The organism is Methylocella sp., from assembly GCF_044226135.1.
GTDB lineage: Bacteria > Pseudomonadota > Alphaproteobacteria > Rhizobiales > Beijerinckiaceae > Methylocapsa.
On sequence record NZ_JBGAHM010000009.1, the window covers coordinates 1 to 23,168 of the forward strand.

A 23,168-nucleotide genomic window follows, 5' to 3' on the forward strand; every position below is an offset into this window, starting at 1 on the left:
GGTCTGCAGCCGGTCGGCGGGATCTGGCCGCAGCATGGCGTCGAGCGCCGGCCGCAGCCGCGCGTCGACCCCGGAGAGATCCGGAAGACGCTGGCGCTTCTCGATCATCTCGACCTGCGTCCCGCCCATGTCGAGCGCTTCGCCGCGCAGCGCCTCGGCGAGCACCAGGCCGAGGCTGTAGATGTCGGACCGCGGCCCGACCTCGCCGCCATAAAGGCCGACCTGCTCGGGCGACACATAATTGAGCTTGCCGGCGAAGCCGACGTCGATCAGCGTCGTGCCGGCCTCGGTCGAGCGGGCGATGCCGAAATCGATGATCTTGGCCTCGTCGACGTCGCCGCGCTGGAGGATGACGTTGTCAGGCGAGACGTCGCGATGCACGATGTCGCGCCGGTGCGCCGCCCCGAGCCCGCCCGCGAGCCGGATCGCAAGGCGCCGGACCTCGGCCGGCGGCAGCGGGCCGCGCCGCAGCGCCTGCGACAGCGGCTCGCCCTCGACGAACTCCATGGCGAGATAGGCGCGGCCGACCGCGGGATCGACCGAGAACAGGAAATAGCGGATGATCGCCTCGTGATGCAGGCGATGCAGCTTCGAGGCTTCGGAGCGAAACAGCGCCAGCGCCAGCTCGTTCTCGGCGAGATCGGCCCTGATCACCTTGATCGCGACGGGATCGCCCGTCTGGATGGCGTGGCCCCGGTAAACCTCGCCCATGCCGCCGCGCGCGAGCAGCGCGTCGATTTCATAGACGCCGTTGAGCTGCTGTCCCGGGCGCAGGATCGCCGCGCCCGCAAGCTCGTCGTGGTTTGATCCGTGAGCCACGATCCGCGACCTGTGAAAAGCGTTGGGCGCCGCGGCGCGCCGGTTATTTCACGCCGAGAAGTTCGACGTCGAACAGGAGCGTCGCGTTCGGCGGAATCACCCCGCCCGCTCCCCTCGCGCCATAGGCGAGCTGCGGCGGGATGACGAGCGTGCGTTTGCCGCCGACCTTCATGCCGGCGACGCCTTCGTCCCAGCCCGGAATGACTTCGCCTGCCCCGAGCCTGAAGGTGAAGGGCTCGTTGCGGTCGACGGAGGAGTCGAATTTCGCGCCCTTCGCGCCGTCCTTGTAGAGCCAGCCCGTGTAATGGACCGAGACCGCCTTGCCGGGCGTCGCCTCGGCCCCCGCCCCGACCGTCGTCTCGGAGACGCGCAGGCCGGATTTCATGGTCGTCTCGGCGGCGAGCGCCGGCGCCGCGGCGGCCGCGAGCGAGGCGCCAAGGAGCGCGGCGCGCGAGGCGCGCGCGCCGGGAAGCAGTCTGCGAAGGAAATCGGCGGCCATGGAAGCCCTTTCAGCTTTGCGACGTCGCCCGACTTATCACATTCCGGCGCCCGCGCCGCCAGCGGATTTCCCCGTCAGGAACAGCGTGAACAGGGAGGGATCGGGCAGGCCCGAGAGCGCCATGGCGAGCGGACGGAAATCCGCGCCGCCGCGCGTATGCCAAAAACTCGCCGCGCCATAGGTCCGCGCCCAGTCGGCGCGGCGCAAAGAGGCGAACAGCCGCTCGGGCGGCGTGTCGTCGAGCGGCGCCATGAGCCCGCCGCGCAGCGCCAGAGCCGGCGCCCGCGCCGCGACGAGGGGCGCGAGCTTCGGCCGGGGCAGCGCGGCGAGCGCGGCGAGCGCCGCCTCGAACGGCGCGCCGGGCGCGAGCGTGCCGAGCAGCAGCTCCTCGGCGGCCTTGAGAAACGCCTCCTGGTCGACGAGCTCAGGAGGCGCAATCCCCTCCGCCCCTTCGGCCATGGCGAAGGCCAGAAGCGGAAAATAGCGCCCGTTCATGTCGATCGAAGGGGCCATGACGCCAAGCGCCGGCGCGCCGCAGATCTCGCCGCCGAGCCAGAAGCGCCAGAGCGGCGCGGCGAGAAAGGCGGAGCGCCAGCCCCTGTCGAGCGCGAGCCGGCTCGCGGCGACGCCCGCATGCAGCCACGGTTCAAGCGCCGCGATGAACGGGCGCGGCGCGTCATGCGCCACATAGTCGGGCCGCGCGGCGATCTTGCCGAACAGGCCCATGCGCAGGGGGGCGGCGCGCGTCACAGATCGGCCGGGCAGCGGAAGTCGCGCAGCGCCGGCAGCGTGAAGGGATTGAGCGTGGTGCCCGCGCGAATCCGGTATTGCAGCTCGCGGCCGCCGACGATGTAGCTCAGCGTCAGCTCGTCGCCGCGCGCCACCGGCGCGCCGGCCTCGATGAGCCGGAACAGCGCCCAGGGGCCGCGCCGCTCGAGACTTGAGGGCTGCGCGCCCGGCGTGTCGGGCGTCACGATCACGGCCGCCCGGTTCGCGCCCGCGCCCGGCCATTGCGCGACGACGGGCGCTGAGGCGCCGGCCGGGCTGACGATGGGCGTGCCGTTGAGGTCCATCTTGACGCCGACGCCGGCCGGCGCGGGGGCCGGGGCCGCCTGCGCCGTTCCGGCCGCGGCCGGCTGCGCCGCGGGCGCCAGCGCCGGCGGGAGCGGCGCGGGCGGCGGCGTGACGGTCAGGGTCAGCGCCGGCATGAGACCCCCTTGAGAAAAGAACGCCTCCCTGATCTGCTGCGCGCGCTGGAACTCCTTCAGCGTGGCGTTGGACGAGGCCAGCGCCCGCCCGACGCTGCTTTCGGGCCGGAACGCCCAGGCGGGTTTCGAGGTGTCGACATATTTGGCGAGCTCGGCCGAAAAGAACCGGTCGAGAATCCCCTGCGCGCCGAACAGCCGGCCGAAATCGGACAGCGCCGCCTCCCGGTCCGATCTGGCGAAGGGATAGCGGTTCGAAACGATCTGCTGGCAGATGTTGGTGACGTTCTCGCGCAGCGACCGGTTCAACTGCGCGCGAAAGCTGTTGGTCAGGTCGCCGTCGACGTCGGTCGCGGCCTGTTGCAGCATGGTCGAGAAGGGCGTGGGCAGAAGATTGGCGTTGCCGCGCAGCGCCGCGACCTGCGCCGCGATCTGGGCGTTGGCCTGCGCCGCCTGCGCCGGATCGCCGGCGAGCCGCAGATTGCGGTGGATCTCGGCGAGATTGCCGATGATCACGTCGATCGGCTGGCGCGCCGGATCGCCGTCGACGAGCACATGATAGGGCTTGAACGCCTGTTCGATCTCGGCGCCCGGCGCGGCGCGGTTCTGGAACAGCACGGCGTCCCTGTCTTTCGCCTCCCTGTCCTTGGCGTCCTTGTCCCTGGCGTCCCTGTCTTTCGCTCCAGCGTCGGCGAAGCCCGGCCGCTCGCGCGTCAGCGCGGTTTCGTCGCGCACTGACTGCACGATCTGCTTCAGCGGCGAGGTCGGCGCGGCGACCGCCGCCAGCGTGGCGTATTTGGGCTTGTCGGCGAGCAGGCGCTTCAGCTTGAGTTTGGCCAGCGCGCCGCGCCAGGCGGCGATGAAGTCGCGCGAATAAAGCGCCAGCAGATCGTCGTTGAGGCTTTTGTACTGGTCCTCCACCGCCGCCTGCGCCCCGGCCTCGCCGAGCGCCCAGCGGTCGGCCTTCAGCCGGTCGGCGATCTGCGGCAGCTCGGGGAGAAACAGGCGATGAAAGCCCGCGTATGTATAAAAGGCGGGGATCGTGACCGTGTCGAGCGGCGCGCCCTGAAGCGCCTCGAACACGAGCGTCGAATCAGGCCCCGCCGCGCGCGCGGCGCTCCATTCGGGCGCGGCCGAGGCCGCGGCCTGCGCGCGCAGAAGCTCATAGGCGCGCTGCGACAGGCTGAGCCGCGCGAGCAGCGCCTGCGTCTCGGCGACGAGCGGCCCGTTGAGCTCGACGGCGACCTCGCCGTTGAGGTCGAACATCGCCGCGACATGCGCCTCGAGCAGGCGGCGCCCCTCGGCGTTGGCCGCGCCCGGATAGAGGTTTTCGGAGAAATCGCGCCGCAGAGAGTTCATCACGAGGTCGCGGTCGACCGGATGCATCCCGCCGAGCATCAGGTAAACCTTCAGCGCCTCATACTGGAAGCTCGCGTCGCCGCGGTTCGCCTCCATGCGCTCTTCGAGCCGGTAGATCAGGCGCGGGCGCAGCAGGCGTTCGAGCGCCATGGCGTAGGCGCCGTTCGAGGCCGACTGCAGCCGCTCGAACTGCGACAGGCCGAAGGTCGCGGACAGCGGCGGCGTTTCGCCCCGCGTCTCGAAGCCAGCCGGCAGATAGCGCAGCTTGTTGAGCGGCGGCAGGATCCTGGCGAGGTCGCGGTCGGAGATCTCGGTCTCGCGGGCGAGCGGCCCGGCGACGGCCGTGAACTCGGCCGCGCCGGCCTGCGTGCGCGCGATGAGCTCCCGGTTGCGCTGGTAGCTGCCGAACCAGGCGAGCGACAGGCCGGCGCAAAGGAGCGCGATCGCGCCGAGCGCCGCCCCTTTGAGCATGCGCGCGCGGAGCACGGCGGCGCGGTCGGTCGAAACCCATGAGGCCTCGCCGATCACCACCTTGCCCAGCAGGTCCTTTAGAAAATAGCTCTGGCCGCGCCCCAGAAAGGCGTTCGCGGCCCCTTCGCGCGCGCCGAATTCGCGCGTCAGCGCGCCGATGAGCTGGTCGATCGGCGCGCCTTCCTGCGTGCCGGAGGTGAAATAGAAGCCGCGCAGCGCCGCATTGGCGTGGTAGCGCGTCGGCTCGAAGATGAGGTTCAAAAAGTCGTGGAGCGGCTTCTTCAGCGCCGCGATCTGCGCCGGAAAGCCGTAGAGCGAGGCGCGCGTCGCGGGCGAGGGCTCCTCCTGCAGCCGGTCGACGACAAGCTCGTTCAGCCGCGCGATCAGCGCGTCATATTGCGCCGGCGTCTCGCCGACGAGATTGGCGGTCTTGTCGGCCGTCTGAAAGGTCGCGCCCCAGACCTGCGCCCGCGCCGTCTCGCCGAAGGACGAGAAGAACTCGCGGAAGCCCGCGACGAGATCGGCCTTGGTGAAGACCACATAGACCGGAAAGTCGATCTTCAGCTCGTCATGCAGCTCGATCAGCCGCGCCCGGACGGCGAGCGCATGGGCCTGAAGCTCGGCCGGCCCCGCCGTGATGACGTCAGACAGCGCGATCGCGACGAGCACGCCGTTGATCGGCTGGCGCGGCCGGTTCTTCTTCAACAGGTCGAGGAAGGCGAGCCAGCTTTTGTGGTCGGCCCTTGCGTCCGAATCCTGCGTGGTGTAGCGCCCGGCCGTGTCGACCAGCACGGCGTCTTCGGCGAACCACCAGTCGCAATAGCGCGTGCCGCCGACGCCGGCGACCGCCGCCGGCGCCGCGCCCCGGCTCAGCGGAAACTTGAGTCCGGAATGGACGAGCGCCGTGGTCTTGCCGGCGCCGGGCGGGCCGATCAGCAGATACCAGGGCAGCTCGTAGAGATAGTCGCGCCCGCCCTTCGACGCCTTTTTCAAGGTGGCGAGCGCGTCCTTCATCCGTTCGGCGAGGACCGACCCGTCGCCGTCCTCGACGGCGGCGGTCTCCATGCCCTTCTCGATGGCCGAAGCGCTCCTGCGCCTGCGCCACAGCGACCAGCCGGCGACGGAGGCCCCGGCCGCGACGACGAGCAGCACCGCGACGTCGCGGACGACCGGATGTTCGAGCGGCCGCCAGCCGCCGATCGAGATCATCGGCCCGGCGAGCCAGACAAGGGCCGCGAGCGAGGTGAGGCCGGCGCCGAAGGCGATGACGCGGAGAATGTCCCTGCCCAGCATGGCGCGCCTCAATCCGACCGGGTGATGGAGATTTCGACGCGCCGGTTCAGGGCGCGCCCGGCCGGCGTGTCGTTGGAGGCGACCGGCTGCTCATCGGCCTTGCCGTCGACCTCGAGGCGCGCGCCGTCGCTGATACCCTTCTTCAGCAGGGCCGAGACGGCCTTCGCCCGGGCCATCGACAGGTCCCAGTTCGAGGCGAAGGGCGAGGTCGGCGCGAGCTTCACATTGTCGGTGTGGCCGACGACCGAAATCGCGCCGGGCTCCTTTTCGAGCGTCTCGGCGACGCGCGCCGCGACCGGCTCGAAAGCCGGCTTGACCACGGCCTTGCCCGAGGCGAAGGCGGCGAGGTCGCCGACGATGATCTTGATGCGCGTCGAGGTCTGGGTGGCGTCGACCTTTTTGGCGGCGATCTCGGGCGCGAGCGCGAGGCGGATGCGCTGGAGCTGGGTCAGCCTGCCGGGCTCGGGCGGGGGCGGCGCGGGCGGCGGCGCGAAATTCTGCCGCACGAGCTTGATCTCGCCCCGGCCCAGAAGATCGCCGAGCCCGGCGGCGGCGACGTCGGCCGAGCCCGCCAGCAGCATGCGCAGCGTCACGAACAGCCCGAACAGGGCGAGCGCCGCAAGCCCCGCCACGCTCCACAGCGGGACGCGGGCGCGCAGCGCCCCGCGCGGCAGGTTCTGCCCCTTCCAGAACGGCGACAGGTCGCGGTCGACGCGCGGGCGCACGCGGCGCAGCAGCTCGTAGAGGTCGCGCCTGATCTGTTGCAGGTTGGCGACGCCGTTCTGCGCGCTGCGGTGCACGCCCTGGAAGCCAAGCGCGAGGCAGACATAGAACAGTTCGAGCAGGTCGTAAGTGTTGAGCGGGTCCGCCTTCGCCCTGTCAAGCTCCGCGAAGAAACGCACGCCGCCGATGCGCTCGCCGAAGAAGCGGCTCAGCATCGAATATTGCGTCCAGACGTGGCGGTCCTCGGTCGGGATGTTCTGGACGATGTCGTCGGCGGTGGCGCAGAGGATGTATTTGGCGGATTCGGCCTGCGCCGGCGCAACGCCCGCCTTGCGCACCTCCTTGTCGAACAGGGCGACCGCGTCGGCCACCTGCCCCATCAGCGCGGCCGGCGAGGCGTGAAGCTGGGCGACGCGCAGGCGCCCGAGCAGAAGCAGCAGCGGCCCGCCGGCGCGCAGCAGCGGATTCTCATTGGGGACGATCAGCTCGCCGACGTCGATGTCGCGCCGCGGCCCGTCCTGCGGCGCGAGCTCGGGCGAACGCCCCTTGATCCATTCCTCGCCGGGCGAGGCTTCGGGCGCATAGGCGGGCGGCGGCGCATAGGCCCGCGCCGGAGCGGGACCGGAGGCCGGCGCGGAAGGCGGCGGCGCAAAGGCGGGGGCAGGAAGGGTATGCGCCTGCGCCGGACGGGCGGGCTCGGGGCGCCGGCCGCCGGGATTGGGCACGATCACGGTGCGGCCGTCGCGCCGCCCGAGCCCGTTGAAATTGTCGTCGCCCGTCATGGTCCGGCCTCAGCCGTTCTCGCCGCGCGCACCCTGGCGCGCGCCGCCCCGGCGCGCCGTGCGCCAGCGAACATGGCGCAGCCTGGCGCCATTTTACCCCCGATCCTCCAGCACCGCCCAGAGTTCGAGCGACAGCTCCGGCCAGTCGCCGGAAAAATGCATGCCGATCGAGCTCGCCGTGGAGAATTCCGGCCACAGCGGCGAGGTGCGGTCGAGATAGAAGTACACATGGTCGGTGATGGCGCGGATCTGCGGCGGCGGCGTCGGCAGATGCACGAGCGGCACGCCGGGCAGATGGGCGTGCACAATCTCGTTCATCTTGGAGCCCGGCCCGACCTTGAACAGCTGCGGAAACGCCGTCTGGATTTCCGAAAGCGGACGTCGCGCGGACACTTCGAGCACGAGGCTCGCGGTGCGGAACAGGCTGCGGTCGCGGATCGGCGAGATGAAGGCGTTTTCCGCGCGCGCGATGATGTCGAGCCGGATCGCCCGGCGCCCGAGCCGCGCCGACAGAAAATCCTGAAGGTCGCGCAGCACGGGCGCGAAGGTCGGCTCCAGATTGTCGTGGTCGTAGAGCGGATAGAGCCGCGCGCGCCGCTCGGTGGTGGCGAATGTGGCGAGTTCTCCCGCCAGCCGGACGAGCTCGACGTAAAGCCGCTCGGGATGGACGAAGCGCGAGCCGCGCAGGTGCTGGAGGACCGGAATCGTCCGGTTCAGGACCTGCAGCACGAGATAGTCGACGCTCTGCAGCCCGCCGCCCGCGGTCGGGTCCGCGGCATAGCGGGCGAGTTCGCCGAGCTTGGCGTCGATCCAGCCGATGACGCGGTCGAGCCAGCCTTCGACCGTCGGATGGGCCGAGACGAGCAGCAGCGTCGGCGCGAATTTTTCGTCAAAGATGATCGATTTGTCGCGCACCTCGACGATGCGCGCGACGGCGAGGCCCTGAAAGCCCGGCCGCGCCGTCTTGCGCAGGTCGAACGACAGGCGCGGATAGGCGACGTCGATCTCCTCCTCGACGCGCAGCGGGGAGGTCGAGTCGATGAAGGTCTCGGCGCCGATCACATAGCGGCTCGCGCTCGGGGCCTCGGCCGCGTCGACCTCGCGCGTGTTGGCGGCGGCGGTCGGCATGGAGAGCCAGACGAGCTGGCCGGCGGTGGCGTCAGGCGCCTCGATCGGGGCCGGCGGCGGGCTGTCGTTCGGCACGTCGAAGGGGGTGCCGTCGGGCATGATCCCGGCCGCGCGGCGCAGCGCGAACCGGCTCTGCTGCGCGAGGTCGCGGTCGATCTCGATATGCGAGAACCCCCATGGGTAGGGCGTCACATGGCGCGCGCGCTGCTCGACGAGATGCTCAAGATAGCGGTCGGCCTGCTGCAGATGGTGGGGACGAAGGAAAAGCCCTTCCGACCAAAGGACTTTGCTGTGCCACGACATTCCGTCCACCCCGCCCCGGCGCCTCGGCCGTCCGAATCAGCGCCCCAAACCGCGACGCGCCAAACATAATCCCTTTTGCGCGCCGCGCGCCCTACCCCTTGCGCGCCTCGTCGTAGCATTGCGCGAAATACAGCATGAAGACGCCGGCGAGGCCGTCAGGATGCGCGTCGGCCCGCGCCTTCGTCTGCGCCGCATAGGCCTCCCAGGCCCTGGCCTTGCGCGACGAAAAAAGCCCGCCGTCCTTCTGCTCCGCCTCGATGCGGGCGGGGTCGAAATCGGCGGCGAAGCGCGCCGCCGCCTCGCGCGCGGCCGCGAGCGTCGCGCGCTGCGCGGCGCGAAGGTCGAAAAACGCCTCGCGCAGCGCCTGCGCCGCCGGCAGATAGGCGCGCGACGGCGGGCCGAACATCAGGGCGAGCGCGTCCTGCGCGGTCGGCGAGAATTTCAGCGGATTGTTGCCCGCGGGCTCGATCGTCGTCACATGGGCGCGCGCCAGTCGCTTCATGTCGAGCCGCTCCTGCAGCATGGCCTTCGCCTCCTCGGCGACGACGCGCATCAGGGCGCCGAGCTCGGCCGCGAAGGCCTCGGCGTCAGGCCGCGCCAGCGCCTGCGGGTCGAGCCCCGCGGCCTCGGCGAAGCGCCGCGCGAAACGCGCGTCGACCCCGCCCTGCGGCGCGAAGGGCGCGCCGGCGAAAGGATCGGGCGCGAAAGGATCGCGCGCGAACGGGTCGCGCGCCTCTGGGGGCGCGGCCGGGGCCGCCGCTTCGCTCTCCCACAGAGGGCGGCGCGGAACGGGCGGCGGCGGAACGGGCTCGGGCGCGGCGGGCGCCGGCGGCGGCGGCAGCCAGTCGGCCTCCTCAAAGCGCGCCGGCTCCTGCGGTCCTGCGGCTTCGGGCGGCCTTGCGGGCGCGACCGGATCGAACACGTCGAGCGCCCAGTCGAGAAAATCGGGCCCCTTCGGCCGCTCGGGCGCGGAACGCAGCAGGCGCGGGTCGATCGGCTCAGGCGCGGCCTCGGCGCTCTCCCATAAATCGTCGGACGGACGCGGGAGCGGCGCGGCCTCGGCCTCCGCGCCCGCGGCCTCCGGCCCGTCGAGCGAGACCGCGACGATGTAATGGCCGATGAGCAGGCGGTCGCCGTCGCGCAGGCGGCGCGGCGCGCGCAGGCGGAACGGCTCGTCGTTGACGAAGGTGCCGTTCGACGACACGTCGGTCAGCACATAGCCGCCCTCGGCGTAGCGGATCTCGCAATGCTTGCCCGAGATGAAGCGGTTTGGGTCCGGCAGCGTCCAGTCGAGATGGGCGTCGCGGCCGATGTCGACGCCGCGCCGGCCCGTCACCGTGAGGCTGACGGGGCCGCCGTCCGGCAGGTTGGCGACATTTTCGAGAACGAGCTTCAGCGCCATGGCGTCGGCCTTTTTCGCGGAGGGCTCAGCATCGGCGGGTCAGTCGGCGGCGGCGCGGGCGAGGCCGGCCTCGATCCAGCCGCGCATGAGATCGTCGCGCGCCGCAAAGCCCGCCCGCGCGCCGGCGAGGATGAGGCTGATGCGCGCCGCCTGCGCGGTGGCGTAGAGCGGCATGGGGACGAGATGCTTTTCATCGACGGCGATCTGCCCGCCGGCGCGCCCGGCGGCGAAGGCGGCCCAGGTCGCCGGGCTCTTGACGTCGGCGCGTTCGGCGAGGTCGAGCGCGCGGCGCCGGCGCGTCTCGTCGGGCTCGCGCGTCCAGGCTTCGGCGGCGGCGAGCGCGGCGGCCTCGGCGGGGCTCGCACCGGACATCGCGTCGCGCCGCAGGCATGCGCAGGCCCACAGCACGGCGTCGAAGCGCGACAGCAGATAGGCGCAAAACGACAGCGCCCCCTTGAGCTCGCCCGCGCCCGCGAGCGCGCGCGCGAAGTCGAGGCTGCCGCGCGCGTCGGCCGGCGCGCCGACGTCGATCCGCGCCGTCGGATAGGCCTCATAGAGGTCCTGCGCGGTCGCGAAGCGGAGGCGGACGGCGGCGTTCATCTGCGGGCCCCTCAGTTGATCTTGATGATTCCGGCCGTCAGATTGATCATCGCGCCGCCCGAAACGTCGGTCTTGATCGACGACTGCACCGTGATCATCGGGGCGTTGATGGTGACGCTCACGGGGTCGATGGTGATCGAGCTCGCGCCGACCGTGAAGGTGATCTTCTGGAGCGCCTCGACGGCGATGGTCTGCAGCACGGTCACGTCCTGCTTGCCCTTGACGTCGATCGTCTGGTCGCCGTTCTGGATCGAGAGCTCGTCCGAGCCGTTCCTGAGCGTGGTCTTGCGCGAGGGGTCGCCATGGCCCGCAAAGACCTCGCCGATCTCGACCGTCTCGGCGCGGCGGATCTTCACCTCATGGTCGCGCTCGCCATGCATGCGGATCGTCTCCGCGCCCTTCTTGTCCTCGAACATGAACTCGTTGTAGCCGCCATGGCCCTTCGACGAATCGGACTTGAGGCCGGACTGCGTCTTGTCGGCCGGCATCTCGTAGGGGTGCTTGTAGTCGGCGTTGTAGACCGCGCCGGTGACGAGCGGCCGGTCCGGGTCGCCTTCGAGGAACTCGACCACCACCTCCTGGCCGATGCGCGGAATGGCCTGGCCGCCCCAGCCCTTGCCGGCCCAGACCTGCGCCACGCGCACGCGGCACGACTGCCTGTTCTTGCGGTCCCAGAAGAAGCGCACGAGGATGCGGCCGTGCTCGTCGACGTCGATCTCCTCGCCGTCCTTGCCGACCACCTTCGCCGTCTGCGGGCCATGGACCAGCGGGCGCGGCGTCGCGAGCCGGGCGCGGAACGGCACGTCGCTCGGCAGCAGCTCGTAGCGGCCCGAATAGAGATCGCCGAAGCCGCCCTCGCCCGAGCGATAGGACTGCGCGTTGTAGGCGTGCAGCGCGCGCAGCACGAGATACTCCCTGTTCTCGCCGGCCGAGGGATGGCCGTCGAGCGTCGTCAGCGCGCCGGGAAACAGGCTGACCGAATCGCCTTCCGCGGTCTTGCGCCGGTCCTGCGCCTGCTCGGCCTCAAGGCGCACCCTGGCGTAGGTCTCGCCGTCCGACTTCTTCTTGTAGTTGCCGGGATAGTCGTAGATCTCCATCTTCGAGCGGGCGTAGCGCGCCTGCCCCTGCGCGTCGCTTTTCAGGTCGGCGGTCGGCTGCAGATAGTCATAGTCGACGAGCGCGAATTTCCCCGAGCGGAAGCGCCGCTGCGGCGTCCAGGTCGCGACATGCTCGCGGTCGCGCCGCTCCTGCCGGTCGCCGCCGAGGAAGGGCAGCTTCGAGAGGCCCGGGGCGGGCTTGTGCGAGGATTTGGCGTCGGCGAGCACCAGCGTGTGCTTGTCCTTCGAATATTCGAAGAAATAATAGATCCCGTGCCGCTCCATCAGCCGGCTGACGAAGGCGAGGTCGGTCTCGCGATACTGCACGCAATAGTCGAGCTCGGGATATCCGCTCGTGGTGCGGTCGGAGAAATCGCTGAGGCCGCGGCCCTTGAACACCTCCTTGACGATGTCGAGCGCGGTCTTGTTCTCGAAGATGCGGCAGTCGCTCGTGCGCGACAGAAGCCACAGCCAGGGGCGCAGGGTGAGCCTGTAGAGATGCTGCTCGCCGCGCGAGCCGGCCGCCTGCGCCTCGACCAGCACGCCGTTGAACAGGCGCTCGCGCCCGTCGTAGGATTTCAGCGCGACCGAGCAGTTGGCGCCGATGGCGCGGTCGAAATCGAGGTCGGCCTCAAGGCTCGCCGCCTCGACGCGAAACTCGAACAATTCGCTCAGGCCCTCGGCGCCGTCGAAGCGCCGCGCGGCGAGCTTGTCCTTGCCGAGCGGCGTCTCAAGGACGGCGAGACGCGTGTCTTGAGCAAGTTCGGACGTCATGCGAACCTCGAATGCCCGGTCGGGCCGACGATACAGGCTTGCGGCGGCGCCGTCGAGCCGAAGGCGGCCCGAAGCCCGACCCGAATCCTGTCCGGACGCCTTGCGCATGGCGTTGCGTTTTCACACAGTTCCGCCCGCCCCCAGCTCCGCCCGCCCCGCCGGCCGCGCCGCAACAGAAGGCTGACCCCATGGCCGCCGAAGACGACGACGCCTTCTCGCTCGCCGCGCTCGCCGCGCCGCTCGCCCCCGACGCGCCCTGCGGCCCCGACCTCGACCTCGAAGGCGACGCGGCCTACATGAACTTCATGGCCGCCGGCGAAGGCGTCGTGCCCGCCACCTTCTATTCTCCGCACGACGGGCGCCCGTTCGACCGCGCGCAGGCCGATTTTCCCGCCCAATACGCCGCGCTGAAGCCGCTTCTCGCGCGCACCCGCGACCTGCGCCTCGTGGTCCTGCTCGCGAAGTTCCGCATCCTCGACCGGGATCTCGCCGGCTTCGTCACGGCGGCGCAGGCGCTCGCCGCGCTCTGCGCGACGCAGTGGGAGGCCGTTCACCCGAGGGGCGAGGACGGCGACTTTCTGCTGCGCATGGCGGCGCTGCAGTCGCTCGACGACATGGCGCCCGTCATCCTGCCGCTGCAATATGCGCCGCTGTTCGAGCACAAAAGATTCGGAACCGTATCTTTTCGCCTGCATCTTCTCGCCGAAGGCGAGGCCCAGCCGCGCGGCGAGGAGGAGCGGCCGGACCCCGCCGCGCTGCGCCGCGCCTTTGAAGAAACCGATCTCGACGCGCTGCGCCGCCGCCGCGACGAACTGGGCCTTCTCGTCGACGCGCTGCGGAGCATGCGCGAAGCCTTCGTCAGCCATGTCGGCGCGGCCGAGGCGGTCGCCTTTCCGCGCCTCGCGCCGCTCGCCGACGCCATGCGCGCGCTGCTGCAGGCGCAGGTCGCGCTGCGCGACCCCGCCGCCGCCCCCCCTGCCGACGACGCGCCGCCCGAGACGGGCGCGGCGGACGGCGCGCCGACGGCCGCGCTCCCGGCCGGAGACGTCAAGGACTTTCGCGCCGCGGCGGCGGCGCTGCGCGCGGCCTCCGCCTATTACATGCGGCGCGAGCCCTCCAATCCGGCGCTGCTGCTCGTGCGCCAGGCGCAGGAGCTGATCGGCAAATCCTTCCTCGACGCGCTGCGCGTGCTCGCGCCCGACTATGTGGACGAGGCGAAGCTCTCGATCGGCCGCGCGCATATGTTCGAGCTGCCGGTCGCGCGGCTCGCCGATTTCGCCGCCATCGAGGACGCCCCGGAGGACGACGGCGAGCCGCCGTCGTTTGCGGTCGACACGCGCGAGGCCGCGCTCGCCCTGCTGGCGAAGGTCGGCGCCTTCTACCAGCAGGCCGAGCCCTCAAGCCCGATCGCCTATCTGGTCGAGCGCGCCCGCGCCGTGACGGGCCGCGACTTCTTGAGCCTGCTGAAGGACATGCTGCCGCCCGACACGCTGCGCACGCCGGACGGCGGACGCTAGCGCCCCGTCCCTGTGTCGCGCCGCACATACGCGCCTGTCGCACGCGCCTATCTCCTGTGGCGGGCGCATGAGGCGCCGGCCGACCGTGTGGCGCGGGAATCGATTGACCGTCCAGGCTTTCAGGATCACCCTCGCGCGGACACAGGCCTCAACTCGTTTCGCCGCGGCGCGGCTGCAGCTTTTGAAGGATGTGTGACATGACAGGCGACAGCGGACAGAGCTTCATCAAGCGCAACCGTCCCCCGCGCGTGCAGATCGCTTACGAAGACCCCTACGACGCCGAACGCAAGATCGAGCTGCCCTTCGTCATGGGCGTGATGTCGGATCTTTCGGGCCCGAGCCCGGGCGTCGAGAAGCCCGACGTCGCCGACCGCGGCTTCGTCGACGTCGACATGGACAATTTCGACAAGCGCATGGGCGCGATCGAGCCCGGCGCCTCCTTCGCCGTGCCGGACCGCCTCGGCGACGACCCGGACGCCAGGCTGTCGGTGTCGCTGCGCTTCAAGAAGATGGACGACTTCGGCCCCGCCGCCGTGGCCCGCCAGGTGCCGGCGCTCGCGCGGCTGCTCGAGGCGCGCGACCAGCTCGCCAATCTGCTGCGCTACATGGACGGCAAGGCCGACGCCGAGGCGCGGCTCAAGAAGCTGCTCAGCGATCCGGGGCTTCTCTCCGCGCTCAACGCGCGCATGGGCGAAGCGAAGGGCGGCGAATCCGAAGCCGCCGACAAGGCCTGAGAGAGGAGCGGGACATGGTTGCAGACGCCCAGACCGTCGTCGACTCCTCCGCCTCCGCCGCGGGGCAGGACGTCGAGGAATTCGCCGCGCTCCTGAAGCAGAGCTTCAAGCCGCGCACCGAACGCGCCGAGACCGAGGTCGAGAACGCGGTCTCGACCCTCGTGCGCGAGGCGCTCGCCGACCAGAGCGTGATCAAGTCCGACGTGCTCGACACGATCGAATCGATGATCGCGCGGCTCGACGAGAAGCTCACGGCGCAGATGAACGAAATCCTGCACGCCCCGGAGTTCCAGAAACTCGAAAGCGCCTGGCGCGGCCTGCATTATCTCGTCTACAACTCCGAGACCGACGCGCAGCTCAAGATCCACGTCATGAACGTGTCGAAGAGCGAAATCTACAAGAACCTGCGCATGTATCCGGGCGCCCGCTGGGACCAGAGCCCGCTGTTCAAGCGCGTCTATGAGGCCGAATTCGGCCAGCTCGGCGGCCAGCCCTATGGCTGCCTGATCGGCGACTATGAGTTCAGCCACCTGCCCGCCGACGTGCAGCTCATGCGCGACCTCTCGAAAGTCGCCGGGGCCGCGCACGCCCCCTTCTTCGCCGCCGCCGCGCCGACGCTGATGGGCATGGACTCCTGGACCGAGCTCATGAACCCGCGCGATCTGTCGAAGCTGTTCGACACGCCGGAATATGCGGCCTGGAAGGGCCTGCGCGATTCCGAAGACTCCAAATATGTCGGCCTGTGCATGCCGCGCGTGCTGGCGCGCCTGCCCTATGGCGCGAAGTCGGAGCCTGTCGAGGAGTTCGCCTTCGAGGAGGACACCGACGGCCACAAGGGCGACAAATACGCCTGGATGAACGCCGCCTACGCCATGGCCGTCAACATCAACCGCGCCTTCAAGGACTACGGCTGGTGCACGCGCATCCGCGGCGTGCAGTCGGGCGGCGAGGTGATCAACCTGCCGACCCACACCTTCCCCACCGACGACGGCGGCGTCGATCTCAAATGCCCGACCGAGATCGCGATTTCGGACCGGCGCGAGCATGAGCTCGCCAAGAGCGGCCTCATCCCGCTGATCCACCGCAAGAACACCGACAAGGCCGCCTTCATCGGCGCGCAATCTGTCTACAAGCCGAAGAAATACGAAGGCAAGAACGGCGTCGAGGCGACCGCCTCCGACAACCTCAAGGCGCGCCTGCCCTACATGTTCGCGGTGTCGCGCTTCGCGCACTACCTCAAATGCATGGTGCGCGACAAGATCGGCGCGACCAAGGAGGCCGAGGACCTGCGCGTGTGGCTGCAGGAATGGATCACCCAATATGTCGACGGCGATCCGCGCGGCTCCTCCGAGACGGTCAAGGCGCGAAAGCCGCTCGCCGACGCGCGCGTCGACATCTTCCCCGACGAGGAGAACCCCGGCTATTACGCCGCGCGCTTCTACCTGCGTCCGCACTACCAGCTTGAGGCGATGGACATCGGGCTGAGCCTGGTGTCGCGCCTGCCTTCGGCGGAGAAAAAATAATCCTTCGCCAGAAAACAAGTATTGTGCGATCAAACACCGAGAAACAACAGAGAAGCAGATAGTCTACAGTCAGACGCAACAAGGATGCGGCGTCACAGAGACTGACTTCTCCAACCCATCGAGGCGAACATGTCCGGCGATATTTTCCTGAAGCTCGAAGGCATCGAAGGCGAGAGCGAGGATTCGAAGCACAAGAACGAAATGCAGGTCGAGACGGTGTCCTGGGGCGTGTCGAACGCCACCTCCTTCTCGCAGGGCGGCGGCGGCGGCGTCGGCAAGGCGCATCTCCAGGACATCCATCTGACCAAGAAGGTCGACAAGGGCAGCCCCAAGCTGTTCCTCGCCTGCGCGTCGGGCGAGCATGTCAAATCGGCGACGCTGACCTTCCGCAAGTCGGGCAAGGAGCAGCAGGAATATCTCATCGTCAAGCTGTCGGACGTGATGATTTCCTCGATCTCCTTCCAGGACCACGCCGCGGGCGGCGACCTCGCCCATGAGAGCATCTCGCTGGCCTACGCCAAGATCGAGACGGAATACAAGCCGCAGAAATCCGACGGCACCCTCGCCGGCGGCATCCAGAGCGGCTGGAACGTCAAGGAGAACAAGAAGGTCTGACGCGCCTGACGCCAGCGCCCGGCGCGCGGCGTTCACGGGGCCTTTTTTCGGACACTCGGCCGGCGCTCCGCGTCCCCCCGCGGCGCTCCGGCCTTATTTTCTGCCGGATGGACCGCCGGATGTCTCAAGGCTCGCGCAAGAACCGGCTCAGCCCCCCCTTCATGCACGCTTTCCGCGTCGCCTTCGAAAAGAAGGACGCGCGCCAGAAGCTCGACCTGCGTGACGAGGCCGGCGAGCGCGTCGTGGCCGCGCGCCGCTCGGCCGCCCGCGGCGCCGTGACCGAGGCGGCGTTGCGCCGCGAGGTCGCCCGCGACCTCGAAAATCTCGTCAACGCCACGGCGCTCGAGTCGAGCGAGGACCTGTCCGCCTTCGACGCGGTCCGCGGCTCGATCCTCAATTACGGCCTGCCGGACCTCATCCATCGCACGATCGACGACGCCGGGGTCGAGGGCGTCGGCGCCGAGATCGCGGCCGCCGTGAAGCGTTACGAGCCGCGCCTCGCCCCCGCGACGGTCAGCGTGGCGCGCGACGACTCCTTCGACGGCGCCGAACTCAGGCTGCGCTTTCTCGTGCGGGCCGACCTCATCTGCGCGCCGGTCAACGCGCCGGTCGAGTTCGTCGCCGACGTCGAGATCGATTCAAGCGCCGTCGCCATCAGGAAGGCGTAAGGATGAACCGCGAGTTTCTCGATCATTACGACCGCGAGCTGAAGCTTCTGCACGAAGAGGCGCGCGCCTTCGCCGAAGACTATCCGGGCGTCGCCGAGCGGCTCGGCGGCCTGCTCGACGAGCGCATGGACCCGATGATCGCGGGCCTGCTCGAAGGCGCGGCCTTCCTCGCCGCGCGCGTGCAGTTGAAGCTCAAGCATGAGTTCCCGGAATTCACCAACAATCTCATCGAGCAGCTCGTCCCCGACTATCTCGCGCCGACGCCCTCGGCGCTGCTCTTGCGCGCCGCTCCGCCCTATGACGATCCGGCCCTGCGCGACGGCCTCACGATCGAGCCCGGCGCCTATCTTGAGGCGGTCTATCGCGAGCGCGAGCGCCAGGTCGCCTGTCGTTTCCGCCTCGCGGCGAAGATCACGCTGCTGCCGTTCGAGATCGTCGGCGCCGATTATTACGGCTCTCCGGCGCCGCTGCAGGCGCTCGGCGCGCCGGTCGGGCCCGAGACGCTGGCGGGGCTCAGGATCTCGTTCACCCATCGCAGCGCCGCGCTGCGCGAGGACGAGCCCGCGGCCGAAGAGGCCGGGACGCGGCCCGAGCTCTGGTTCGACGGCTGCCGCTTCGACGAACTGCCAATCTATTTCCTCGGCGCGGAATCCGACGCCGTGGCGCTCTATGAACAGATCTTCGCCTGCCGCGCCGGCGTCTATCTGCGCTATCTCGACCCCTTCGGCGATCCGGTCGTCGTTCCGCTGCCCTCCGACTCCATCGAACAGATCGGCTTTCGCGACGACGAGGCGCTGTTTCCCAAGAACGAGCGCGTCTTTTCGGGCTTCGAGCTGCTGCGCGAATATTTCGTCTTTCCGCGCAAATTTTTAGGCATGAGGCTGACCGGGCTGCGCAAGGTTCTGAAGAAGCTGCCGGCGCGCGACGTCGACCTGATCATCGCCTTCAGCGAGCTCAACCCGCGCCTGCAGGTCGCGACGCGGCCCGACATGTTCGCGCTCTACGCCGCCCCGGCCGTCAATTTGTTCGAGAAGACGCTCGACCGCGTGCAGGTGAAGCCGAACCAGCATGAATATCACGTCGTGCCGGACCGCAGCCGCACGCTCGATTTTGAGCCCTGCCGCATTCTTTCGGTGTTCGCGCATCATCGCGGCGGCGAGGACAAGCGACCGGTTCGTCCGCTCTATTGCGCCGAGGTCGAGGCCGGGTCTGGCGGGCTGCACTACGCCGTCCGGCGCCTGCCGCGCCGGCGCACGGCGCGCGAGGAGAAATACGGGCCGACGTCGGATTATATGGGTTCCGACATGTTCATCTCGATCGTCGACCATTCGCCCGACGCCGAGGCGCGCTCCGTCGCCGAGCTGAGCGTGCGCGCGCTGTGCTCCAACCGCCATCTGCCGGAGCTTCTGCCGACCGGCCAGGGCGGCGCCGATTTCCGCTTCATCGACAATATGTCGATCGAACTGCAATGCGCGGCGGGGCCGACGCGCCCGCGCGAGCCGGTCGTCGCGCAATTGCGCAGCCGCAGCGAGTCGGCCTACGCCGGGCGGGTCGCGTGGCGGCTCGTCAATCTTTTGAGCCTCAACCACCTCGGCCTCGTCGAGCGGGGCGCGGGCGCCGCGGCGGAGGCCCTGCGCGAGACGCTCGCCATGTTCGCCGACATGTCGGACAGCGCGACGGAGCGCCGCGTCAGGGGCGTGCGCAGCGTCGACAGCCGCCCGGTCGCGCGGCGTGTGCGGCAGGCGAACGGGGTCGGCGTCGCGCGCGGCACGGAAGTGACCGTGACCATCGACGAGAAGGCCTTTGAAGGCGCCGGCGCGTTTCTTCTCGGCGCGGTCCTTGACCGCTTCTATTGCGAATACGCCGGCTTCAACCATTTCACCCAGACCGTGGTGCGCAGCGTCGAGCGCGGCGTCATCATGCGCTGGCCCGTGCGCTCGGGCCTCAGGAGGCCGCTGTGAAGCTCGACGACGCGCGTGAAAAACCGTGGAGCTTCGATTTCTTCGCGACGCTGCGCGCTCTGGAGCGGCGCTGCGCCGACCGGCCGCGCATTGGCGACGCCGGCGCGCGGCGCGAGGATTACGCCCGTCTCGGCCAGGACCTTTACATGGATTTCCCGGCCTCGACGCTCGCACGGTTCGAGCCGGGGCCGGACGGCGGCGCGCATATTCTCGTCAAGTTCCTTGGACTGCTCGGGCCGCAGGGCGCGCTGCCGCTCGCCGCGACCGAGGAGGCGCACGGCTGGAGCCTCGCGCGCGACGAGTCCTTTCCGCGCTTTCTCGACATCCTCAACCGCCGCTTCCTGCAGCTGTTCTTCCGCGCCTGGGCCGACGCGCGTCCGATCGCCCAGCACGACCGGCCCGACGAAGACCGTTTCGAGACCTATATCGGCTCGGCCTGCGGGCTCGGCTCGCCGATCTTCCGTCATCTCGACAGCCTCGACGACCGCGCCAGGCTTGGCTATTCGGGCCTTCTCGGCGCCAGCGCGCGCTCGGCCGCGCGCCTGTCCGCCGCCGTGCGCGGCCTGTTCGGCGTCAAGGCCGAGATCGACCAGTTCGTCGGCTCGCGCCTGCCGATCGAGGCCGCCGACCAGTCGCGTCTCGGCTCGGCGGCGCTCGGCGTCGACGCGCTCATTGGCGCAAGCTTCTACAGCGTGCAGGACAAAGTGCGCCTGCGCATCTTCGCGCCCGACATGGCCGCCTATCGTCGCTTCCTGCCGGAAGGCGCGTTCTGCGAAAAGCTCGCCGACCTCGTCTTTTTCTATGTCGGCGACGAACTTGATTTTGACCTCGAACTCGCCATTCCGGCGAGCAAGGTCGAGCCTGTCAGGCTCGGACGCGCCGGCGCGCTCGGCTGGACGAGCTGGATCGCCCCCGACTGGACGAAGGCCGAAGGCGTGCGCCGCGACGCGCGTTTCCATCCGGCCGAGCGCATGCGCGAGAAACGGGCGAAAGCCGCACAGCGATAGGAGAGCAGGATGGCTGACGTCAGTCTTGAGGCGGTGACCGGCAAGCTCAACCGCGTCGGCTATGAAACCTTCATGCAGGCGCTGCGCCAGGCGAAGGGCGCAGGCAACCGCAACGTCGAGCTCGCGCATTGGCTGTCGTTCATCCTGCAAAAGGAGCGCTCGGACCTCGCGCTCACCGCCGACCGGTTCAGTCTCGACCGCGGCAGGCTCGCGGCCGACGTCGCCCGCGCGATCGACGGCTTCCGCCGCAACGAGACCGAGGCGCCCGGCGTCTCCCACGCCATCATCGACCTGCTCGACCGCGGCTGGCATTACGCGACGCTGTTCTTTGGCGAGACGCAGATCCGCACCGGCCATCTCATCGCCGCCGCCATGAAGTCGCTGGAGCTGCGCCGCGCGCTGACGTCGATCTCGCCGGAGTTCGCCAAGATTCCGGGCGACGGGCCGACGGACGAGCATCGCACGCTGTGGGCGGGCTCCGAGGAGGAGAATCTCCAGCCGATCGACGGCTCCGGCGTCGCCGCCGCGGGATTGCCGGGCGCGCAGCAGGCGCAGGGCGCGAAGGGAACGACCGCGCTCGCGCGCTTCTCGCAGGATCTCACCGCCAAAGCCGAGGCCGGCGAGATGGACCCCGTGCTCGGGCGTGACGACGAAATCCGCCAGCTCGTCGACGTCCTGATGCGCCGGCGCCAGAACAATCCGATCCTGACGGGCGAAGCCGGCGTCGGCAAGACGGCGATCGTCGAAGGTCTCGCCCAGCGCATCGCCGCCAAGGAGACGCCGCCGGCGCTGCGCGGCGTGCGCCTGCATGCGCTCGACATCACGCTGATGCAGGCGGGCGCCTCGATGAAGGGCGAATTCGAGCAGCGCCTGCGCGCCGTGATCGACGAGGTCCAGGCGTCGCCGACGCCCATCATATTATTCATCGACGAGGCGCACACGCTGATCGGCGCCGGCGGCGCGGCGGGCACGGGCGACGCGGCCAACATCCTGAAGCCCGCGCTCGCGCGCGGAACGCTGCGCACCATCGCCGCCACCACATGGAGCGAATACCGTCAGCACTTCGAGAAGGACCCGGCGCTGACGCGGCGCTTCCAGCCGGTGCAGGTCGACGAGCCCGACGTCGCGCGCTGCCGCGCCATGTTGCGCGGGCTCGTCGGCCCGATGGAGGCGCACCACAAGGTGCGCATCTCGGACGCGGCGATCGCGGCGGCCGTCAATCTTTCGCATCGCTACATTCCGGCGCGCCAGCTGCCCGACAAGGCCGTGAGCCTGCTCGACACCACATGCGCTCGGGTGGCGATCAGCCAGAACGCCGTCCCCGCCGCGCTCAGCGACGCGCGCGCCGGCGCGCATGCGCTCGAGGCCGAGAAGGCCGCGCTCCTCGCCGACGACGATCTCGGCGAAACCGACGAAGACCGGCTCGCCGAAATCGGGGCCGAGCTCGCCGCGCTTGGCGAAAAGACAAAGGCGCTTGAGGCGGAATGGGCGCAGGAGCGCGCCCTGATCGACGAGATCGTCGCCTTGCGCGCCGCCCTCGCCGAGACGCCGCAGGACGTCGAAAAACGCGCGACGCTGAAGGAGAGGCTCGCCACGCTCGGCGGCGTCGATCCCGAGAAGCGCATGGTCTACGCCCATGTCGACGAGCCGTCGGTCGCGGCCGTCGTCTCGGACTGGACGGGCATTCCGGTCGGGCGCATGGTCAAGGATGAAATCGAGAACGTCCTGCGCCTGCCGGAAATCCTCAACAGGCGCGTCGTCGGGCAGGCGCACGGGCTCGCCATGATCGCGCGTCGCATCGAGACGAACCGCGCCGGGCTCGACAATCCGGGCAAGCCGATCGGCGTCTTCATGCTCTGCGGACCTTCAGGCGTCGGCAAGACGGAGACGGCGCTCGCCCTCGCCGAAGCGCTCTATGGCGGCGAACAGAACGTCATCACCATCAACATGTCCGAATATCAGGAGGCGCACACCGTCTCCTCGCTGAAGGGCGCGCCGCCCGGCTATGTCGGCTATGGCGAAGGCGGCCGGCTGACCGAAGCGGTGCGGCGCAAGCCCTACAGCGTCGTGCTGCTCGACGAGGTGGAGAAGGCCCATCCCGACGTGCATGAGCTGTTCTTCCAGGTGTTCGACAAGGGGATCATGGAGGACGGGACGGGCCGCAAGATCGACTTCAAGAATACGCTCATCATATTGACGTCGAACGTCGGCACGGACGTCATCATGCGCGCGGCGGAAGACGGCTCATCCGACGCCGGCGCCGGCGCGCTCGCCGCCGCGCTGAAGCCCGAGCTCCTGAAATATTTTCCGCCGGCGCTCATCGGCCGCCTCGTTCCCGTTCCCTACCTGCCGCTGTCGCGCGAGACGCTCGCAGGGATCGTGCGGCTCCAGCTCGGGCGCATCGCGCGGCGCGTGCGCGAGGCGCATCAGGCCGACTTCCGCTATGACGACGAGGTCGTGGCGCATATCGTGGCGCGCTGCGACGACCCCGATTCGGGCGGCCGGGTCATCGACAACATCATCACCAACACGCTGCTGCCCGCGCTGTCCCGCGAATTCCTGAAACGCGTTCTCGCCAGGGAGGAGGTGCGGGAGGCGCGGGTGAGGATGCAGGACGGCGCCTTCGCCTATGAATGGGCCTGAGCGCGCAGGATCTGACGCGCGAGGCGGCGCGGCGGCGAAGGAGGC

At 69.6% G+C, this 23,168-nt stretch carries 17 protein-coding genes; 8 read left to right on the top strand and 9 right to left on the bottom strand.

Annotated features, from left to right (window positions below):
* The 9 genes from ACILRB_RS06135 to ACILRB_RS06175 form a co-directional block, all read right to left on the bottom strand.
* The coding region (locus ACILRB_RS06135; RefSeq protein ID WP_395665417.1) for a serine/threonine-protein kinase at positions 1-819 on the bottom strand (819 nt) is incomplete at its 3' end.
* Between the two features lie 43 nt (positions 820-862).
* Entirely contained in the window at positions 863-1,318 is a 456-nt protein-coding gene (locus tag ACILRB_RS06140) for an FKBP-type peptidyl-prolyl cis-trans isomerase (protein ID WP_395665418.1), read from the bottom strand.
* A 36-nt stretch (positions 1,319-1,354) separates the two neighbouring features.
* Complete coding sequence (tagF, locus tag ACILRB_RS06145) at positions 1,355-2,068, bottom strand: type VI secretion system-associated protein TagF (RefSeq protein ID WP_395665419.1); 714 nt, start codon at positions 2,066-2,068, stop codon at positions 1,355-1,357.
* Positions 2,065-5,646, bottom strand: coding sequence for a type VI secretion system membrane subunit TssM (gene tssM / locus ACILRB_RS06150; RefSeq protein ID WP_395665420.1), 3,582 nt, complete (start codon positions 5,644-5,646; stop codon positions 2,065-2,067). The genes tagF and tssM overlap by 4 nt, the downstream gene beginning before the upstream one ends.
* Before the next feature lie 8 nt (positions 5,647-5,654).
* Complete coding sequence (tssL, locus tag ACILRB_RS06155) at positions 5,655-7,151, bottom strand: type VI secretion system protein TssL, long form (protein ID WP_395665421.1); 1,497 nt, start codon at positions 7,149-7,151, stop codon at positions 5,655-5,657.
* 93 nt (positions 7,152-7,244) lie between these two features.
* Positions 7,245-8,582, bottom strand: a complete 1,338-nt coding sequence (gene tssK, locus ACILRB_RS06160; RefSeq protein WP_395665422.1) for a type VI secretion system baseplate subunit TssK — start codon at positions 8,580-8,582, stop codon at positions 7,245-7,247.
* A gap of 91 nt (positions 8,583-8,673) precedes the next feature.
* Complete coding sequence (gene tagH / locus ACILRB_RS06165) at positions 8,674-9,984, bottom strand: type VI secretion system-associated FHA domain protein TagH (protein ID WP_395665423.1); 1,311 nt, start codon at positions 9,982-9,984, stop codon at positions 8,674-8,676.
* 39 nt (positions 9,985-10,023) lie between these two features.
* Positions 10,024-10,584, bottom strand: a complete 561-nt coding sequence (locus ACILRB_RS06170) for a DUF6931 family protein (RefSeq protein WP_395665424.1) — start codon at positions 10,582-10,584, stop codon at positions 10,024-10,026.
* 11 nt (positions 10,585-10,595) lie between these two features.
* On the bottom strand, positions 10,596-12,455 hold the full coding sequence (locus ACILRB_RS06175; RefSeq protein WP_395665425.1) for a type VI secretion system Vgr family protein: 1,860 nt from the start codon (positions 12,453-12,455) through the stop codon (positions 10,596-10,598).
* Between the two features lie 188 nt (positions 12,456-12,643).
* Here ACILRB_RS06175 and ACILRB_RS06180 point away from each other — a divergent pair, with 188 nt between their 5' ends.
* The 8 genes from ACILRB_RS06180 to tssH all read left to right on the top strand — a co-directional run bounded on the left by ACILRB_RS06180 (position 12,644) and on the right by tssH (position 23,123).
* Positions 12,644-13,972 carry an ImpA family type VI secretion system protein gene (locus ACILRB_RS06180; protein ID WP_395665426.1) on the top strand — a complete coding sequence of 443 codons (1,329 nt, stop codon included), beginning with the start codon at positions 12,644-12,646 and terminating at the stop codon, positions 13,970-13,972.
* A 197-nt stretch (positions 13,973-14,169) separates the two neighbouring features.
* Positions 14,170-14,706: a type VI secretion system contractile sheath small subunit gene (tssB, locus tag ACILRB_RS06185; protein ID WP_395665427.1), complete on the top strand. Its 537-nt coding sequence runs from the start codon at positions 14,170-14,172 to the stop codon at positions 14,704-14,706.
* A 14-nt stretch (positions 14,707-14,720) separates the two neighbouring features.
* Positions 14,721-16,229 (top strand): type VI secretion system contractile sheath large subunit, encoded by a 1,509-nt coding sequence (tssC, locus tag ACILRB_RS06190; protein WP_395665428.1) that lies wholly within the window; start codon positions 14,721-14,723, stop codon positions 16,227-16,229.
* A 129-nt stretch (positions 16,230-16,358) separates the two neighbouring features.
* Positions 16,359-16,844, top strand: coding sequence for an Hcp family type VI secretion system effector (locus ACILRB_RS06195; RefSeq protein ID WP_395665429.1), 486 nt, complete (start codon positions 16,359-16,361; stop codon positions 16,842-16,844).
* A gap of 119 nt (positions 16,845-16,963) precedes the next feature.
* Positions 16,964-17,512, top strand: coding sequence for a type VI secretion system baseplate subunit TssE (gene tssE, locus ACILRB_RS06200; protein WP_395665430.1), 549 nt, complete (start codon positions 16,964-16,966; stop codon positions 17,510-17,512).
* Between the two features lie 2 nt (positions 17,513-17,514).
* The gene (gene tssF, locus ACILRB_RS06205) at positions 17,515-19,473 is read left to right on the top strand and encodes a type VI secretion system baseplate subunit TssF (RefSeq protein ID WP_395665431.1); all 1,959 of its coding nucleotides are present in this window, start codon (positions 17,515-17,517) and stop codon (positions 19,471-19,473) included.
* Complete coding sequence (gene tssG / locus ACILRB_RS06210) at positions 19,470-20,480, top strand: type VI secretion system baseplate subunit TssG (RefSeq protein ID WP_395665432.1); 1,011 nt, start codon at positions 19,470-19,472, stop codon at positions 20,478-20,480. Before tssF ends, tssG begins: the two co-directional genes overlap by 4 nt.
* Before the next feature lie 9 nt (positions 20,481-20,489).
* Complete coding sequence (gene tssH / locus ACILRB_RS06215) at positions 20,490-23,123, top strand: type VI secretion system ATPase TssH (RefSeq protein WP_395665433.1); 2,634 nt, start codon at positions 20,490-20,492, stop codon at positions 23,121-23,123.
* Positions 23,124-23,168 lie beyond the last annotated feature (45 nt).

Coding starts and splice junctions, on each gene's coding strand:
- tagH (WP_395665423.1), bottom strand. CDS start 9,984: ATGGCGCTGAAGCTCGTTCTCGAAAATGTCGCCAACCTGCCGGACGGC.
- tssE (WP_395665430.1), top strand. CDS start 16,964: ATGTCTCAAGGCTCGCGCAAGAACCGGCTCAGCCCCCCCTTCATGCAC.
- tssK (WP_395665422.1), bottom strand. CDS start 8,582: ATGTCGTGGCACAGCAAAGTCCTTTGGTCGGAAGGGCTTTTCCTTCGT.
- tssM (WP_395665420.1), bottom strand. CDS start 5,646: ATGCTGGGCAGGGACATTCTCCGCGTCATCGCCTTCGGCGCCGGCCTC.
- tssF (WP_395665431.1), top strand. CDS start 17,515: ATGAACCGCGAGTTTCTCGATCATTACGACCGCGAGCTGAAGCTTCTG.
- ACILRB_RS06180 (WP_395665426.1), top strand. CDS start 12,644: ATGGCCGCCGAAGACGACGACGCCTTCTCGCTCGCCGCGCTCGCCGCG.
- ACILRB_RS06195 (WP_395665429.1), top strand. CDS start 16,359: ATGTCCGGCGATATTTTCCTGAAGCTCGAAGGCATCGAAGGCGAGAGC.
- tssB (WP_395665427.1), top strand. CDS start 14,170: ATGACAGGCGACAGCGGACAGAGCTTCATCAAGCGCAACCGTCCCCCG.
- ACILRB_RS06175 (WP_395665425.1), bottom strand. CDS start 12,455: ATGACGTCCGAACTTGCTCAAGACACGCGTCTCGCCGTCCTTGAGACG.
- tssH (WP_395665433.1), top strand. CDS start 20,490: ATGGCTGACGTCAGTCTTGAGGCGGTGACCGGCAAGCTCAACCGCGTC.
- ACILRB_RS06170 (WP_395665424.1), bottom strand. CDS start 10,584: ATGAACGCCGCCGTCCGCCTCCGCTTCGCGACCGCGCAGGACCTCTAT.
- ACILRB_RS06140 (WP_395665418.1), bottom strand. CDS start 1,318: ATGGCCGCCGATTTCCTTCGCAGACTGCTTCCCGGCGCGCGCGCCTCG.
- tssL (WP_395665421.1), bottom strand. CDS start 7,151: ATGACGGGCGACGACAATTTCAACGGGCTCGGGCGGCGCGACGGCCGC.
- tssC (WP_395665428.1), top strand. CDS start 14,721: ATGGTTGCAGACGCCCAGACCGTCGTCGACTCCTCCGCCTCCGCCGCG.